Annotated in this window: 16 protein-coding genes; 8 read left to right on the top strand and 8 right to left on the bottom strand. The window is 67.9% G+C overall.

Annotated features, from left to right (window positions below; genetic code table 11):
* Nucleotides 1-93 precede the first annotated feature (93 nt).
* Complete coding sequence (rdgB, locus tag ACK4MH_RS14320; protein WP_409719530.1) at nucleotides 94-708, top strand: RdgB/HAM1 family non-canonical purine NTP pyrophosphatase; 615 nt, start codon at nucleotides 94-96, stop codon at nucleotides 706-708.
* Nucleotides 701-1861, top strand: coding sequence for a radical SAM family heme chaperone HemW (gene hemW / locus ACK4MH_RS14315; RefSeq protein WP_409719528.1), 1161 nt, complete (start codon nucleotides 701-703; stop codon nucleotides 1859-1861). Before rdgB ends, hemW begins: the two co-directional genes overlap by 8 nt.
* On the opposite strand, the gene ACK4MH_RS14310 is transcribed toward hemW, so the two are convergent.
* The gene (locus ACK4MH_RS14310; RefSeq protein WP_409719526.1) at nucleotides 1858-3513 is read right to left on the bottom strand and encodes a GNAT family N-acetyltransferase; all 1656 of its coding nucleotides are present in this window, start codon (nucleotides 3511-3513) and stop codon (nucleotides 1858-1860) included. The two genes, hemW and ACK4MH_RS14310, sit on opposite strands and share 4 nt — an antisense overlap.
* 155 nt (nucleotides 3514-3668) lie before the next feature.
* Here ACK4MH_RS14310 and ACK4MH_RS14305 point away from each other — a divergent pair, with 155 nt between their 5' ends.
* Complete coding sequence (locus tag ACK4MH_RS14305; protein ID WP_409719524.1) at nucleotides 3669-4178, top strand: hypothetical protein; 510 nt, start codon at nucleotides 3669-3671, stop codon at nucleotides 4176-4178.
* 142 nt (nucleotides 4179-4320) lie between these two features.
* Here the strand turns inward: ACK4MH_RS14305 and ACK4MH_RS14300 are convergent, their stop codons facing one another.
* Entirely contained in the window at nucleotides 4321-4575 is a 255-nt protein-coding gene (locus tag ACK4MH_RS14300; protein ID WP_055754335.1) for a GlsB/YeaQ/YmgE family stress response membrane protein, read from the bottom strand.
* A gap of 179 nt (nucleotides 4576-4754) precedes the next feature.
* On the opposite strand from ACK4MH_RS14300, the gene ACK4MH_RS14295 reads away from it, so the two are divergent.
* Both ACK4MH_RS14295 and hisN read left to right on the top strand, forming a co-directional pair.
* Nucleotides 4755-5141: a helix-turn-helix domain-containing protein gene (locus tag ACK4MH_RS14295; protein ID WP_409719590.1), complete on the top strand. Its 387-nt coding sequence runs from the start codon at nucleotides 4755-4757 to the stop codon at nucleotides 5139-5141.
* 47 nt (nucleotides 5142-5188) lie between these two features.
* A complete protein-coding gene (gene hisN, locus ACK4MH_RS14290; protein WP_409719522.1) occupies nucleotides 5189-5974 on the top strand; it encodes a histidinol-phosphatase in 786 nt (261 codons plus the stop codon).
* Nucleotides 5975-5989: 15 nt separating this feature from the next.
* Here the strand turns inward: hisN and ACK4MH_RS14285 are convergent, their stop codons facing one another.
* The 4 genes from ACK4MH_RS14285 to ACK4MH_RS14270 all read right to left on the bottom strand — a co-directional run bounded on the left by ACK4MH_RS14285 (nucleotide 5990) and on the right by ACK4MH_RS14270 (nucleotide 9163).
* Nucleotides 5990-6259, bottom strand: coding sequence for a hypothetical protein (locus ACK4MH_RS14285; protein ID WP_409719520.1), 270 nt, complete (start codon nucleotides 6257-6259; stop codon nucleotides 5990-5992).
* 26 nt (nucleotides 6260-6285) lie between these two features.
* Nucleotides 6286-7335 carry an alpha/beta fold hydrolase gene (locus tag ACK4MH_RS14280; protein ID WP_409719517.1) on the bottom strand — a complete coding sequence of 350 codons (1050 nt, stop codon included), beginning with the start codon at nucleotides 7333-7335 and terminating at the stop codon, nucleotides 6286-6288.
* The gene (locus ACK4MH_RS14275; RefSeq protein ID WP_409719515.1) at nucleotides 7332-8255 is read right to left on the bottom strand and encodes a class I SAM-dependent methyltransferase; all 924 of its coding nucleotides are present in this window, start codon (nucleotides 8253-8255) and stop codon (nucleotides 7332-7334) included. The genes ACK4MH_RS14280 and ACK4MH_RS14275 overlap by 4 nt, the downstream gene beginning before the upstream one ends.
* A 101-nt stretch (nucleotides 8256-8356) precedes the next feature.
* The gene (locus ACK4MH_RS14270; protein WP_409719513.1) at nucleotides 8357-9163 is read right to left on the bottom strand and encodes a class I SAM-dependent methyltransferase; all 807 of its coding nucleotides are present in this window, start codon (nucleotides 9161-9163) and stop codon (nucleotides 8357-8359) included.
* Nucleotides 9164-9435: 272 nt separating this feature from the next.
* Here ACK4MH_RS14270 and ACK4MH_RS14265 point away from each other — a divergent pair, with 272 nt between their 5' ends.
* Nucleotides 9436-9930 carry an Hsp20 family protein gene (locus ACK4MH_RS14265; RefSeq protein WP_409719511.1) on the top strand — a complete coding sequence of 165 codons (495 nt, stop codon included), beginning with the start codon at nucleotides 9436-9438 and terminating at the stop codon, nucleotides 9928-9930.
* Nucleotides 9931-9979: 49 nt separating this feature from the next.
* Here the strand turns inward: ACK4MH_RS14265 and ACK4MH_RS14260 are convergent, their stop codons facing one another.
* Together ACK4MH_RS14260 and ACK4MH_RS14255 are read right to left on the bottom strand one after the other, a co-directional pair.
* Nucleotides 9980-10456 carry an RNA pyrophosphohydrolase gene (locus ACK4MH_RS14260; RefSeq protein WP_409719509.1) on the bottom strand — a complete coding sequence of 159 codons (477 nt, stop codon included), beginning with the start codon at nucleotides 10454-10456 and terminating at the stop codon, nucleotides 9980-9982.
* On the bottom strand, nucleotides 10456-11646 hold the full coding sequence (locus ACK4MH_RS14255) for a divergent polysaccharide deacetylase family protein (RefSeq protein ID WP_409719588.1): 1191 nt from the start codon (nucleotides 11644-11646) through the stop codon (nucleotides 10456-10458). The genes ACK4MH_RS14260 and ACK4MH_RS14255 overlap by 1 nt, the downstream gene beginning before the upstream one ends.
* A gap of 191 nt (nucleotides 11647-11837) precedes the next feature.
* Between ACK4MH_RS14255 and ppc the strand changes: the two genes are divergently transcribed.
* Together ppc and ACK4MH_RS14245 are read left to right on the top strand one after the other, a co-directional pair.
* A complete protein-coding gene (gene ppc / locus ACK4MH_RS14250) occupies nucleotides 11838-14537 on the top strand; it encodes a phosphoenolpyruvate carboxylase (protein ID WP_409719507.1) in 2700 nt (899 codons plus the stop codon).
* A gap of 137 nt (nucleotides 14538-14674) precedes the next feature.
* Nucleotides 14675-14819 (top strand): UrcA family protein (locus ACK4MH_RS14245; RefSeq protein WP_409719586.1); only part of this gene is annotated, 145 nt, incomplete at its 3' end.

Raw genomic sequence — 14819 nt, 5'->3', positions numbered from 1 at the left:
AATAGATAGGCCGTGCGGACAGAAAAGGCACGTTACATATCGTTTAACGATATTAAACTTTGGCAATAGACTGTTTCAGGGGCGTGATCGTCGATGAATCTCAAGCTTATCAAGGGGATGCGGCTCGTCGTCGCGACTCATAACCCCGGCAAGGTCCCGGAAATCTCGGCTTTGCTGGGCGGAAATTACGAGATCGTCACCGCAGGCCAGTTGAATCTGCCCGAGCCGGACGAGACCGAGACCACTTTCGCCGGAAACGCCATGCTGAAGGCACGCCACGCAGCCCAGCTGTCGGGCGAGGTTTCGCTGGCCGACGATTCCGGCCTGTCCGTCGCGGCCCTGGACGGGGCGCCGGGCATCTTCTCCGCGCGCTGGGCCGGACCGGGCAAGGATTTCGCCGTCGCCATGAAGAAGGTCGAGGAACGGCTGGAGGAAATCGGCGCGACCGACCGGGCCGCCTGGTTCACCTCGGCCCTGGCCGTCGCCTGGCCCGACGGCCCCTGCGTGGTGGTCGAGGGCGAGGTTCACGGCCAGCTGACCTTCCCGCCGCGCGGCGACCGGGGCTTCGGCTACGACCCTCTCTTCATTCCTGACGATGGGCCCGACGGCGGCGACCTGACCTTCGGCGAGATGGAGCCCCAGGCCAAGGACGCCATCAGCCACCGCACCCGCGCCTTCGCCAAGTTGAAGGCCGCCCTGATTGACTGATCCCTGCGATCCAGGGACCGACGTCGGCCTCTACGTCCACTGGCCCTATTGCGCGCGTATCTGCCCCTATTGCGACTTCAACGTCGTGCGCGACCGGGGACGCAGCGAAGAGCAGGCCGGGCTGGTCGAGGCGATCCTGGCCGATCTGCGCGCGCAGAGAATTCTGACCGGCCCGCGACGGCTGGCCTCGATCTTCTTCGGCGGCGGCACGCCTTCGCTGATGGCGCCCGAGGCCGTCGCCCGCGTCGTGGCGGCGGCGCACGACCTGTTCCCACCCATTGGCGAGATCGAGATCACGCTGGAGGCCAACCCCACCGACGCCGAGGCCGGCCGGTTCGCCGCCCTGGCCGACGCCGGGATCAATCGCCTGTCGATGGGGGTTCAGGCGCTGGACGACCCCGCCCTGCGCTTTCTGGGTCGCGACCATTCTGCGGCCGAGGCCCTGCGCGCGGTCGATCTGGCCCGCCGCGCCTTCGACCGCCTGTCTATCGACCTGATCTACGCCCGTCCGGACCAGACGCCCGGCGACTGGGCCGCCGAACTGACCACGGCCCTGGCCCTGGGGTTCGAGCATGTCTCGCCCTATCAGCTGACCATAGAGCCCAGCACCGCCTTCGGTCGGGCCTTTGCGCGCGGAACCCTGACGCCGCCGGACGAAGACCGTGCCGCCTCTCTTTATGAAACCACCCAAGCCGTGCTGTCGGCCGCCGGCTTCGACGCCTATGAGGTGTCCAACCATGCGCGCGGCCCGACCGCCCGGTCGTCGCACAATCTGCATGTCTGGCGCGGCGGCGACTATCTGGGCCTCGGCCCCGGCGCCCACGGGCGGCTGACCCTGGACGGCGTCAGGACCGCGACCGTCGCCCATCGCCGTATCGCCGACTATGTCGTGGGGGTATCGGCCGGCACGCCCTGGCCCGACCGCGACGCCCAGAGCCCCGCCGATGCGGCCGAGGAGCGGTTCCTGTTGGCCCTTCGCACGACCGAGGGCGCGCCCGTGGGCCTGCTCTCAGCTCTGGACCTGTCGCCCGCGCGCGCGCCGATGGCGGACCTGATCGCCGACGGCTTCCTGATGCTGCAAGACGACCGGCTGATCGCCACCGCACGCGGCCGTCCGGTGCTGGACGGGGTGCTGAAGGCGCTGCTGACTTAGCCTTTCCTCAGACCCAGCATCCCCAGCCATCCGCCGCTGGTCAAAAGCGCCACGTCCAGCAGCGCCAGCGGCAGGGGCGTGGACACGGGGGCGGCGATGAAGCGTGAACGCCAGTCCGGCCCGAACTTGCCCTTGTAACTGCGCAAGCCCTGGAAGCCGTAAAGCGCCCCGCCTTCCTCGAACACAAGAGCGCCGACCCGCGCGAAGACCGGAGCAATCCGGCGATCCTCCAGGCCCGCCAGCGGCGCCATCCCCAGGTCGAAACTGGCCAGGCCTTCCGCCTTGGCCCACTGGGCGCAGCGGATGAACAGATAATCCATCACCCCGTGCGGCGCGTCAGGCCTGTGGCGCATAAGGTCCACCGCCGCCTCGTCCGGCGAGGTCAGAAGATTGGCGAAGGCCACGATCCGCCCGCCCTCTCGCACCACGGCCAGCGGCGTCAAATCCAGATAGGCGGCGTCGAACCGACCCATGGAGAAAGATTTCTCAGACCCCTCGTGCATGGCCAGCCAGGCGTCCGAAATCTCGCGCAGCTCGTCGGCGATGGGTTCGGCCGAGCCGGGCGGCAGCACCTCGAACGACGACCCTTCGCGTTCGGCGCGATTGACGGCCGTGCGCAGGTTCTGCTTGCCCTTGCCCTCGATGGAAAATTTGTCGGCCTCGATCACCGCCGTCTCGCCGACCTTGCGCACCGCCAGCCCCATCGTCGCCAGGTCGCCCAGAATATCCTCGCTGACGGAATAGAAGACCGCAGCGCCGCCATAGCTGTCGGCCATCTCGGCGAAGGACCACAGCAGTTCACGACGCTCGCTCTTCAGGCCTGCCGGTTCGCCCATGGTGATCCAGCGTCGCCCACGCACGCGATAGGCTAGGAAGCTGGATCCCGACGGACTGAACATCAGGGCCTTGTCGCCCAGCATGGCCAACCAGGCCTCGGGCGTGGCCGAGTCCGCCGCCTTGAGCGCCGCCGTCGCGCGTTCGATGTCGGCGGCGCTGGCCGGGCCGTGATTGTGTGCGCCCGGTGAACTCAGCAAGGAGCGCCCCGCCACGACCAGCGTCAGGATCGCCAGCACCAGCCCCGCCCGCAGGAAGCCCGACGCCTGGCGATCGCTGAGGAAACGCCACCACAGCTCATCACTATAGGCCACGTCGCGATAGGCGAAGAAGCCCAGCCACAGCATGGCCGCCACAACCGCCGTGAGCAACAGCAGCCAGCTGGGCCGCAGCGGCTCGCTCAACCTCGACCGGCGATTGAAGGCGGAGCGGCAGGGCGCCAGCAGGGCCGCGACCATCACGAGATTGATCGCCTGCTGCCAATCCAGTCCCTTCAGTATGGAGAACACCGCCCCCATCGCCAGCACCAGCAGAGCCGCCCAATAGGCCCCCCGCCGACGCCGCCACAGCCCCGCCGACAGCAACAACAACAGGAAGCCGGCGATGCTGGCCACGAAGTGGGACAGGTCGATCAGGATCGGAGACACGACCCCGGTCAGCCGACGCAGCCGGTCGTCGAACTCCGGCGTCACCGCCGTGACCAGCATCAAGGCCCCGGCCACGAACGCCACAATGGCGAAAATCTGCGGCGTCAGCTCATAGGCCAATCCGAGAAGGCGGCGGATCAGACCTGACGTATGCTTGGGTCGGCTGGACAAGCGTGGCCTTTCGAATCGTGATTGCCCGAACATAGACCAAGAATCGCCCAACCGGGGCGCTCCCAAGGTCATTTCTAGGCAGGTGAAACAATCCGTAACGTGGGGAGTATATTGCGGTGCGGGCGTCGGGCTCGCGTAACCGGGGACGTTCTCCCATGACCATCAAGACTGTTCTTCTGGCCGGCGCTGCCGCCGCCTTCATGACCGCCGCGCCGGCTATGGCGCAAGAAACCACGCCCGCTCCGGCTGCTGCGCCTGCCGCCGCTGCGTCCTCGCAGCAATCGCTCTCGCTCAACCCCGGTTCGAGCGTCGCAGGTCCTGACGGCGAACTGGGCAAGCTGGAAGGTGTTCAGTCCAATGCCGAAGGTAAGCAAGAGCTCACCGTTCGCGGCGCAGACGGCCAGCTTCGCGCCGTGCCGCTGAGCGGCATCCGCCAGGAAGGCACCGGCGTCGTCGTGGCCTACACCAAGGCCGAGTTTGACGCTGCTGCTCCGATCCCAGGCGCACCGCCTGCTCCGGCTGCCGCCCCCGCACCGGCTCCGACTTCGGACCCGATGGCTGAGCCGACCACGGAACCGACCGATCCCGCCACGACCGAGCCAACCACCCCGGCCCCGGCCCCGGCCCCGGAAGCCGCGACCCCGGCTCCGACCGAGCCGCAGTAAAACAGCCTTTCAAGGTTGAATGATGAAGGGCGGTCGGGTTTCCCGACCGCCCTTTCGTTTGCCTGCAATCGATCAACGACATCGCGCAGCAAAAAGGGCGGCTCTTTCGAGCCGCCCTCTTCGTCTTCAGCCTATTGCCGGATCAAGCGCGACGCTTGACCAGTCCCAGCAGGAACAGCAGCAGGCAGGCGCCAAGGAACGCCACGATCAGGGTGACGAAATTGAAGCCGCCGACCGGCGTGCCGAAGATGTTGTTGGAGATGAAGCCGCCGAGCAGAGCGCCGATGACGCCGACGATCAGATTCGTCAGCAGGCCGTGATTACGACCCATGACCTTTTCAGCCAACCAGCCGGCGACGATGCCGATGACGAGCCAACCAATGATTCCCAAACCCATGCTGTGGTTCCTTCCTTTAAAAGCCAAGCTGCAGCAGTAAATGCAGTTCGGGCCATACGGTTGCGTCGTCTCTTCACGTTCGCCGCAATATCGCCGAACTCGCCTCGGACGCGATCCGGCACGACGATTGCCCCCATCGACGTGTGTCGTCCCGCATCGGGACAGACGTTGAGACGAGGATCACGGCCATGGCCGCCGACATCGACCTGCATCTGGGCCGCCGCCTGCGTCGGCGCCGGCGTCTGCTGGGCCTGACCCAGCAGCAGCTGGCCGTCCAGGTCGGCATCCGCTTCCAACAGATCCAGAAATACGAATGCGGCGCCAACCGCATCTCGGCCGCCCGCCTGTGGCAGTTGTCCGAGGCGCTGGAAACGCCCGTCGCCTATTTCTACGACGGTCTCGCCGAGGCGATGGATGATGACGCGCCGACGCCCAAGGGCGGCGAGGTCTTCTCGCGCAAGGAGACCCTGGACCTGATCCAGGCCTATTATCAGCTGGACGAACGCCCCCGCCGTCGCCTGCTGGATCTTGCCAAGTCGCTGCATACGGATGTGGCCCCGGCCTGAGACGCTGAGGGGCGCCCAAGCCGGCGAAAGCACGGTAAGGGAGCCTCATGACCGAATACGAAGCCTTCGCCATCGAACTGGCGCGCGAAGCCGCGCGCGTCACCCTGCCCTTCTTCCGCTCCGACATTGGGCATGAGGACAAGGGCGGCGCCGCCGGTTTCGACCCGGTCACCGAGGCCGACAAACAGGCCGAAGCCGCCATCCGCCGCCTGATCGCCGCCCGTTATCCCGACCACGGCGTCATCGGCGAGGAATACGGTCAGGACCGACCCGACGCCGAGCATGTCTGGGTGCTGGACCCCATCGACGGCACCCGCGCCTTCATCTCGGGCCTGCCGCTATGGACCACCCTGATCGCCCTGCGCCAGGAGGCGCGCCCTACGGTCGGCGTCATCGCCCAGCCCTATTTGGACGAAATTTTCATCGGCGGCCCGTCCGGCGCGCGACTGCTGCGCGGCGAGACCCAGACGCCGCTCGCCGTCAGGGCGTGCGAGAAATTGACCGACGCCGTCATCTCGACCACCGACCCGGACATCTTCAACGGCGCCGAACTGGGCGCCTGGACCCAGGTCCGCGCCACCGCTCGCCTGGCCCGCCTGGGCTGCGACGCCTATGCCTATGCGATGGTCGCGGCGGGCAAAATGGATCTGGTCGCCGAGACCAGCCTCAAACCCTGGGACTGGTCCGCCCTGGTCCCCGTGATCGAGGCCGCTGGCGGCAAGGTCGTCAACTGGCGCGGCGCGGCGCCGGACGACAACGGCCAGATCCTCGCCGTCGGCGACGCCCGCCTGATCGACCAGGCCCTGGTGACGCTGAAGCGGGCGGCGATGTGAGTGGGTGTCGCAGTTCTAGTTTATGAAAAGATCAAGCGTGAACGATACGACGGCGATGACTAGCGCGATACGCGCCGTGACCAGAGCATACCAGACAAGCGTCGATCCAATTTCTGATCGCTTCACATTGAAAAGTCTCGCTGTCTGGGCCGGCGCCCACCAGCGATCCAGCACCGTGTCGCCTTGCCAGACAGGTTTGATCAAAGTTGCCACGATGCCGCTGAGGAGGTGCACGAGCAGTGCAGCGAGGGTCACGGCAATGAAAGGGAAGTCGGCAATGCTCATTAAATCAACTTTGCCCATGATTTAACTCAGGCGACGGACGGCGTCTCCGCCGTCATATCCACCGTCCTCGCCGACGGATCAGTGACCGCATCCGCCGTCGGGGCGACCAGGTCGGCCATGGCGTCGAACTCGTTCAGGAAGACGGCGCGCAGGTCGTCGGCCTCCATGATGACCTCGTGCTTGGCCCCAGCCACCTCGACATAGCGGCCGCGCGGGATGCGTTTGGCGGCCCAGCGGTTCGTCTGTTTCCACACCACGTCGTCGGCGTCGGCCTGGACGATGACGACCGGCGCCTTGACCGCCTTCAGCGCCTTGGGCTTCAGCGCCCGCTCGCCGGCGTCCAGGGCAAAGGCCAGCCAGCCATAGGTCGGGCCGCCGATGGCCAGGTGCGGGCAGGCATACAGCTGCTGACGCCAGGTCTCGTATCGGCTCTCGTCCGAGGTCAGGGCGTCCTCGGCGAAGTTGTGGTCGAACGGATCGTCGGGATCGCCCAGAATATAGTCGCCCGCCTGGCCGTGGCGGATGTTCCAGCGCACCACCAGCTTGACCGACCACATCGACCGCTTGCCGGTCTTGATGCGCAGCATGGGGCTGGACAGGACGGCGCCCGCGAACCGATCCTCGCCGCTTTCGAGGGTCAGCAGGTTCAGGCAGGCGCCCATGGAATGCCCCACCATGATCCAGGGCTTGGGGCACTGATCCTCATAGGCATTCAGCAGGCGGTTGTAGTCGTCCAGAAACTCCTCGACCGCGCGGGCGTGACCCTTCAACCGGTCGGGCAGCAGGCGCGCCGACAGCCCCTGGCCTCGCCAGTCATGGCTCAGCACGCACCAGCCGCGCGCCAGGAAGTTGCCGATGACCTCGTAGTATTTCTCGATCGGCTCGGTGCGGCCGGGGCTCAGCACCACCGTGCCGCGCACCTTGTCCGCGCTCAGGTGCGACGGTTTCCACAGACCGGCGCGCAGGCGCATTCCGCCCGCGCCGCGGAACCAGTCGCCCTTGCCGCCGGGTGGCGAGGCGGCGCCCGGAACCCCCATCAGGGGGGCGTTGGCGGCGAAGGCTTGGGCGCGGTTCACTCGGGCTTCCTGAACTTCAAGGTCATGCGATCGCTCTCGCCGATCGCCTCGTATTTCGAACGGTCGAAGGCGGGATCGGCCGGCTCGCCGCGCGGCGCCGTCAGGCGCGTGGGCGCCAGGGTGTCGACGCCGAACGGATGGTCCTTGGTGTCGGCCTCATTGGCGTTGATCTCGGACGCCGCGACGAAGACGAAGCCCGCCTCGGCCGCCAGCTGGCGCACGAAGGCCTCCTGGACATAGCCGTTGGCGGCGACGGGATCCTGATCCTCTTCCGGCGACAACCGGTGCTGCTCGATGCCCAATATGCCGCCGGGCCGCAGCGCGACGAAGGCGTCGGAGAAGGCCTTTTCGACGATGCCCGCCGCCATCCAGCCGTGCAGGGTGCGCATGAACAGGCACAGTTCCGCCGTCCCCGCTGCTGCGGTCACCGGGCCGGACTCCGCGCCGAACACCGTGAACTGCGGCTCGCCATACAGTTTCTTGTCGCTGGAGAACCGCGTGCGGAAGGCGGCGTTCAGCACGGCCTGGGCTGGATCGGCGGTCGGCCCTTCCGGGAACAGGGCGGCGACATAGGTCCCCGCCCCCTTGGCCAGATAGGGCGCCAGGATTTCGGTGTACCAGCCGCTGCCGGGCCAGAACTCCACCACCGTCATGCGCGGCTGAAGCCCGAAGAACCGCAGCGTCTCCATCGGATGGCGGAAGGCGTCGCGCGCCTTGTCCTGGGCCGAGCGCCAGGATCCCTGGACCGCCCATTCCAGCGACCCTTCCGCCGGGCCGGCGGGCGTGGGCGGCGCCTCGGGCGCCTTGGCGGTCTCGTCCTTGCGTCCGCAAGCCGCCACGCCGGTCAAAGCCAGCGCCGCAGCGCCGCTCAGCAGGAACCGACGCGACAATCCGCCCGCGCTCGCAAGACAATCAGCCATTCAACACTCCCGCAGACATCGGGACCCGCGTCCGACACACCTTGGCGGATTGGGCTTAATGGGGTTCGCGGGCCCGGTCAAAACGCGAACCCCTATTCCGGCTATTCCGGCTTGCGGAACCGCAGGGTCATGCGGTCGCTCTCGCCGATGGCGTCGAAGGCGGCCCGTTCCTCGGGCGTCAGGGTGCGGCCGGACGGATCGTTGCGCGCCGCCGACTGGCGGATGGGCGGCAGGGTCCATACGCCGAACGGATGGTCGTGATCATCCTTGGGATTGGCGTTCAGTTCGCTGCGCGCCTCCAGAACGAAGCCGGCGTTGCGCGCCTCGTGGATCACATAGCTTTCAGGCACATAGCCGGTCGAGGCCACGTCGGCGACGTTCAGCCCCTCGGCGCTGCGGTGCTGTTCGACGGCCAGGACGCCGCCCGGCTTCAACGCCTTGAAGAAGGCTTGGAGATAGGGCTGGGTCCGGTCGTTGCGCGACCAGTTGTGGAAGGCGCGCGCCACCAGGATAAAGTCCGCACTGCCTTCAGCCACGCCCATGTCTTCCAGCGGGCGGTTGACGGGCACGTAGCGACCGCCGGTCGCCGCCGCATAGGGCTCCAGGATGTGCCGCCACCAGCTGGCGCCGCCCGGCTCGATCTCCACCACCGTCATGCCCGGCGTCAGGCCCCAGAAGGTCAGGGATTCGTAAGGGTGGCGATAGACGTCGCGCGCGCGGTCGGCGGCGGGCCGGGTCTCGGCGGCGACTGCGGCCTGCAAGGCCGTGTCCTCGGCGAAGGTCGGCAGGGCGCTGGACAGGGCCGAGCGCGGCGGCGTCCAGGCGCCTTCGGTCTGGGGCGACTGTTGGGCGACGGCGGGGGCGGCGGACAGCAGGACGGCGGCGAGGCCAAAGACGGCAGGGCGCATGATCAGGGGCTCCGGGTTCAGGTCCTTCTCCATAGGCAGACCCGGCGCCCGAGCAAATGACGTTCGCGAGACGCCGGCCAATTTGACGCAAGCAGAATCATCGACGCCGCGCCCCTTGACGCGGTTTTGCAGGTCACCATCTCTTCTCCCGAGAGCGCCGATTTCGGGTTCTCCAGACTGACGGCGCCGATTTCGGGTCGTCGGACTGCATCCCTACCGTCCGGGCCAAACCGCCGGGCGGCTCAACCTTGCTGATCCTCAGGAGGATGCTGATGCGTACCTATGATTTCACCCCGCTGTACCGTTCGGCCGTCGGCTTCGACCGTCTGGCCAATCTGCTGGAAAGCGCCTCGCGCACGACTGGCCAGGACACGGGCTATCCCCCCTACAATATCGAGACCACGGGCGAGAACGCCTATCGCATCGAGATCGCCGTCGCCGGCTTCGGCCCCGACGAGCTGAATATCGAGGTGAAGGAAAACCTGCTCACCGTGACCGGCCGCAAGACCGCCAACGATGCCAACCTGGACGGGGGCGCCGCGCAGAAGACCTATCTGCATCGCGGCCTGGCCGAGCGCGACTTCGAGCGCCGCTTCCAGCTGGCCGACTATGTCGTCGTCACCAACGCGAACCTGGTCAACGGCCTGCTGTCGATTTCGCTGAAGCGCGAACTGCCCGAGGCGCTGAAGCCTCGCCGCATCGAGATCGGCGCCGGCCAGCCGCTGATCGAAGGCAAGGCCGAAAAGAAGGCCGCCGAAGCGGCCTGAGCCGTTTCAAGGCAGACTATCAAAGGGCGGCGTTCGCGCCGCCCTTTTTCTATGCCGCCAGATGCGCGAAGGCGGCGACGACCTGTTCATAGGCCGGCCGCTTGAACGGCACGATCAGGTCGCAGGCGTCCGACAGCGGGCCCCAGCGCCAGGCGTCGAACTCGACATCGTCGTCGGCCGCCAGATCGATCTCCGCCTCGTCGCCGGTGAAGCGGAAGGCGAACCACTGCTGCTTCTGGCCCTTGAAGCCGCGCCAGGCCTTGGCGTTGTTCATGGCCTCGGGCGGGAAGTCGTACAGGATCCAGTCGTCGGTCCGCGCCAGCAGCACGACCGAGGTCACGCCCGTCTCCTCGCGCAGCTCGCGTCGGGCGGCGGCTTCCAGATCCTCGCCCGCATCGACGCCCCCTTGCGGAAACTGCCAGTTATGCGGACCGGGCGTGGCGTGGCGCTGGCCGTACCAGACCAGGCCGTCGCGGTTGAACAGCACGACACCGACATTGGGCCGATAGGCGTCGAGATCGGCCACTAGCGCCCCGGCCGCATCGACATGGACGAGGCGGGCGCCAGTTGCAGGCCGCGCTGTTCCAGACCGGCGGTCCAGCGGGCGGCGGCCTCGACCGTCACCGGATAGCTGAAGCCGGTTCCCAGGGCAGAGCCGCGCAGCTTGGCCTGGGCTTCCAAGCTGTTCAGGGCGGCGATGATGGCGGCGGGAGACTGGGTCCGGTCGATGACGCGATCCGCGCTGGCCCGCGCCCAGGCGCCCGGTCGGCGCTGGAACGAACCGTCGTCCAGGAAGGCGACGCCGCGCTGGCGCAGGATGCCCAGGAAGGCGTTCATGCCCGTGTCCGAGCCTGAGAACCGGTCGCCCAGGTAGTTGGTCACCCCGAAATAGCCGGTGGCCCGGCCCAGCAGCCAGTCCATCTTGGCGGTCACGTCGTCGGCGCCGCCGTCGGCCAGCAGCGTATAGGGGCCGGGATCGTTGTCGGGATAGCCGGTCGGCTCCATCGGCATTTCCAGCATGACCTCGTGGCCCTGCGCCCGCGCCTGGTCGATCCAGGATTGCAGGTTGTCGGCATAGGGCACGAAGCTGAGCGTCACTTCCGGCGGCAGGCGTTCGATGGCCGCGCGAGTCGTCACCGCATTCAGGCCGAGACCGCCGACGATCAGCGACACGCGCGGCTTGCCGTTGGGGCGGAAGGGGCGGGCATAGGCCTGGGCCGGGACGCGGCCGTCAGGCGCGATCATCGGCAGGACGCCGTTCGGGCCGGGCTGCGACAGGCCCGCGATCGGCGCCTTGGCCAAGGGCGAGGCGGTATGGACCGGCGCGCTATAGGCCGCGCCGCCGCCCGAGACGCTGCCGCCGTCCGGCAGGGTGATCATGGCCTCGCCGCCCGTGGCGGCGTCCCCGCCGCCAGCCAGGTTCTGATAAAGCCCCATCGCCCCCATGGAGAAGGCCTCGAACCCGGTCGGCGCCGGCGCTTGCGGCGCCGGGGCTTCGCGCTCCAGCGCCACATGGGCCGAGGGCGTTCCGGCCTTGGGATCGCCCAGCACCGTCAGGAACAGGGCGCTGGTGCTCAGCAGAAACAGCCCGGCCAAGCCCGCCACGACCGGCGGCTTCTTCAGGGCGTTGATGACGGGCGTCAGGCTCGGGCCGTCCTTGGCGCGCGGAGCGGCTCCGGCGGCGGCGGCGAGGGCGGATTGGCGTTTGGCGAACATGGGCAAGGACGGAACCGATCTGGAATCCTAGGCCCGCATCATCGCTCCGCGCCGGTTAAGAAACCCTAACGGCCGGTTCACCATGATCTCGGTGGGGATTTCTGGGGGCGGCTGTCACGGATCGTGCGTTGACGCAGCCGCTTTCGCCCTTCCAGATACCGATCTCCCCGTGCCGACCAAGGATTTGCCCGATGATGAGCCCCGCCGCCGACGACGCCCTGCGCGACGAAGTCCGACTGCTGGGCGGTCTTCTGGGCGACATCATCCGAGACGAGGGCGGACAGGCCCTGTTCGACCACGTCGAGGCGGTGCGTCAGGCCTCCATCGCCTATCACCGCGACCCGGCCTCCCATCCCGCCAAGCGGTTGGAGAAGCTGTTGACCGCCATGTCGGTGGATCAGGCGGCCGGGCTGGCGCACGGCTTCGCCCTGTTTTCGCTGCTGGCCAATATCGCCGAGGACCGCTCGACCCGCCGCCGCGCCCAGAGCCAGGCCGAGGCCGGAGCCCGACCCGACACCCCCGAAGGCGCGCTGAAGCGTCTTGCCGATCAGGGCGTGGACCGCGAGGCCGTGCGCGCCCTGCTGGACCAGTCGCTGATCTCGCCCGTCCTGACTGCCCACCCGTCCGAGGTGCGCCGAAAGAGCGTCATCGACCGGATCGCCGCCATCACCGACCTGCTGGACGCCTGCGACAAGGCCGGCGACGCCTGCACGCTCGACGCCGTATCCGAGCCTCTGCGCCGCCAAATCGTCATCCTGTGGGCCACGCGCTTGGTCCGCACCCAGGGGCTGGTGGTGCAGGACGAGATCGACACCGTCGTCTCCTTCCTGGACCGCATCTTCCTGCACGTTGCGCCCAAGCAGCTGGCGGCCTGGCGGCGCCTGCTGGATGCGCCGGACCTTCAGCCCTTCATGCGCGTCGGCACCTGGGTCGGGGGCGACCGCGACGGCAATCCGAACGTGGACGCCACGGTCATGACGGCCGCCTTCCGCACCCAGGCCCGGGCGGTGCTCACCTTCTATCTGGAAGAGATTCACGCCCTGGGGGCCGAACTCAGCCTCGCCGCCGAACTGGCCCAGGTGTCGCCTCAACTTCAGGCCCTGGCCGACGCCGCCCACGACCCCTCGCCCCACCGCGCGGACGAGCCGTATCGCCGCGCCCTGACCGGGGTCTATGCCCGTCTCGCCGCCACGCACCAGAAGCTGGGCGACGCCCCCGCCCCGCGTCGTCCCGCCGTCGAGGCCCAGCCCTATCCCGGTCCCGACGCCTTCGAGGCCGACCTGAAGACCCTGCACGACAGCCTGGTCTCGCACCACGGCGGCGTCTTCGCCGACGACCGGCTCAGCGACCTGATCACGGCGGTCGAGGTGTTCGGCTTCCACATGGCGACCCTGGACATGCGCCAGAACGCCGACGTCCATGAAGTTGTCGTCGCCGACCTGCTGAAGGTCGCAGGCGTCTGCCCCGACTATCTGGCGCTCGACGAGGAAGGGCGGCTGAAAGTCCTGGCCGAGGAACTGGCCTCGTCGCGCCTGCTGTTCAGCCCCTATGCCGACTATGAGGCCGTGACGCTGAAGGAGCGCGCCATCCTTCAGGCCGCCGCCACCTCGCTCGCCGCCTTCGGACCCCAGGCCATCCGCACCCATATCGTGTCCAAGACCGACGCGGCCTCGGACCTGCTGGAGGTCTATCTGCTGCTCAAGGAAGTCGGTCTCTATCGGCCCGAAGACCCCGCCGCCTGCCCGATCCAGGCCGCCCCCCTGTTCGAGACCATTGAGGATCTGCGTGCCGCCCGCCCCACCCTGGAGCGTCTGCTTCAGGAGCCGTCCGCCCTGGCCGTCGCCAAGGCGCGCGGGGTGCAGGAGGTGATGATCGGCTATTCGGACTCGAACAAGGACGGCTCCTACCTGACCTCGGGATGGGAGCTGCACGAGGCCTCGCGTGCCCTGGTCGAGGTGACCCAGAAGCACGGACTGAAGCTGCAACTGTTCCACGGGCGCGGCGGCACGGTCGGGCGCGGCGGCGGCTCGTCCTTCGCCGGCGTCCTGGCCCAGCCGGAAGGCACGGTCCAGGGCCGCATCCGCACCACCGAACAGGGCGAGGTCATCGCCAACAAATACGGCGAGCCCGAGATCGCCCTGCGCAATCTGGACGCCCTGACCTGCGGCGCCATGCTGGCCTCGTTGGGCAAGGGGACGGATCACGCCTTCACCGCCGAGCACGGCGCCACCCTGTCAGACCTGTCGGCCCGCTCGATGGCCGCCTATCGCCAGCTGGTCTATGAGACCGACGGCTTCGTCGATTACTACCGCGCCGCCACCCCCATCGCCGAGATCGCCGACCTGAAGATCGGCTCGCGCCCGTCGTCGCGCACCGCCTCGACGCGGATCGAGGACCTACGCGCCATCCCCTGGGTGTTCAGCTGGTCGCAGAGCCGGGTTATGCTGCCCGGCTGGTTCGGCTTCGGCTCGGCCGTCCAGGGTCAGGACATGGGCGAGCTGAAGGCGATGGCCGAGGCCTGGCCCTTCTTCAAGACCTTGGTCCAGAACATGGAGATGGTCATGGCCAAGTCCGATATGACCATCGCCCGCCGCTACGCCACCCTGGTCCCCGACGCGTCTCTGGCCTCACGCATCTATGGCGAGATCCGCGAGGAATGGCAGCGCACCCACGACGCCATCCTGGCCATCACCGGTCACGACCAACTGCTGGGCGGCCAGCCCGAGCTGGACCGGCTGATCCGCCTGCGCATGCCCTATGTCGAGCCGCTGAACCACGTCCAGATCGAGCTGATCCGCCGCCGCCGCGCCGGCGACGACGACCCCCGCGTCCGCGAGGGCATCCTTCTGGCCATCAACGGCGTGGCGGCGGGATTGAGGAACAGCGGGTGACGGCCTGGGCGCCGTGACGACGATTTAATCCCATTGTCGCGGATCGGCGCCTGAACCCTCATCATCCTGTTGCATGACAAGACTATTGCGCCCTCGTCGCCACTTCGAGCGATAATTTTCGCCTCAGGAGCTAAGTGATGAAGGTTCTCTCCCCCGTCATCTTCGCCGCCGCCGTTCTGTCCGCCGCCGTCGTCGCCCCCGCGACGGCCCAGGACGCTCGCATTCGTTATGGCGACCTGGACCTGTCCACGGCCGCCGGCGCCGCCGCCTTCGACGCGCGCG

It is taken from the genome of Brevundimonas sp., assembly GCF_046295075.1.
Classification (GTDB): domain Bacteria; phylum Pseudomonadota; class Alphaproteobacteria; order Caulobacterales; family Caulobacteraceae; genus Brevundimonas.
The sequence above is the reverse complement of the archived record's forward strand: the minus strand, read 5'-3'. Positions and strand labels throughout refer to the sequence as shown.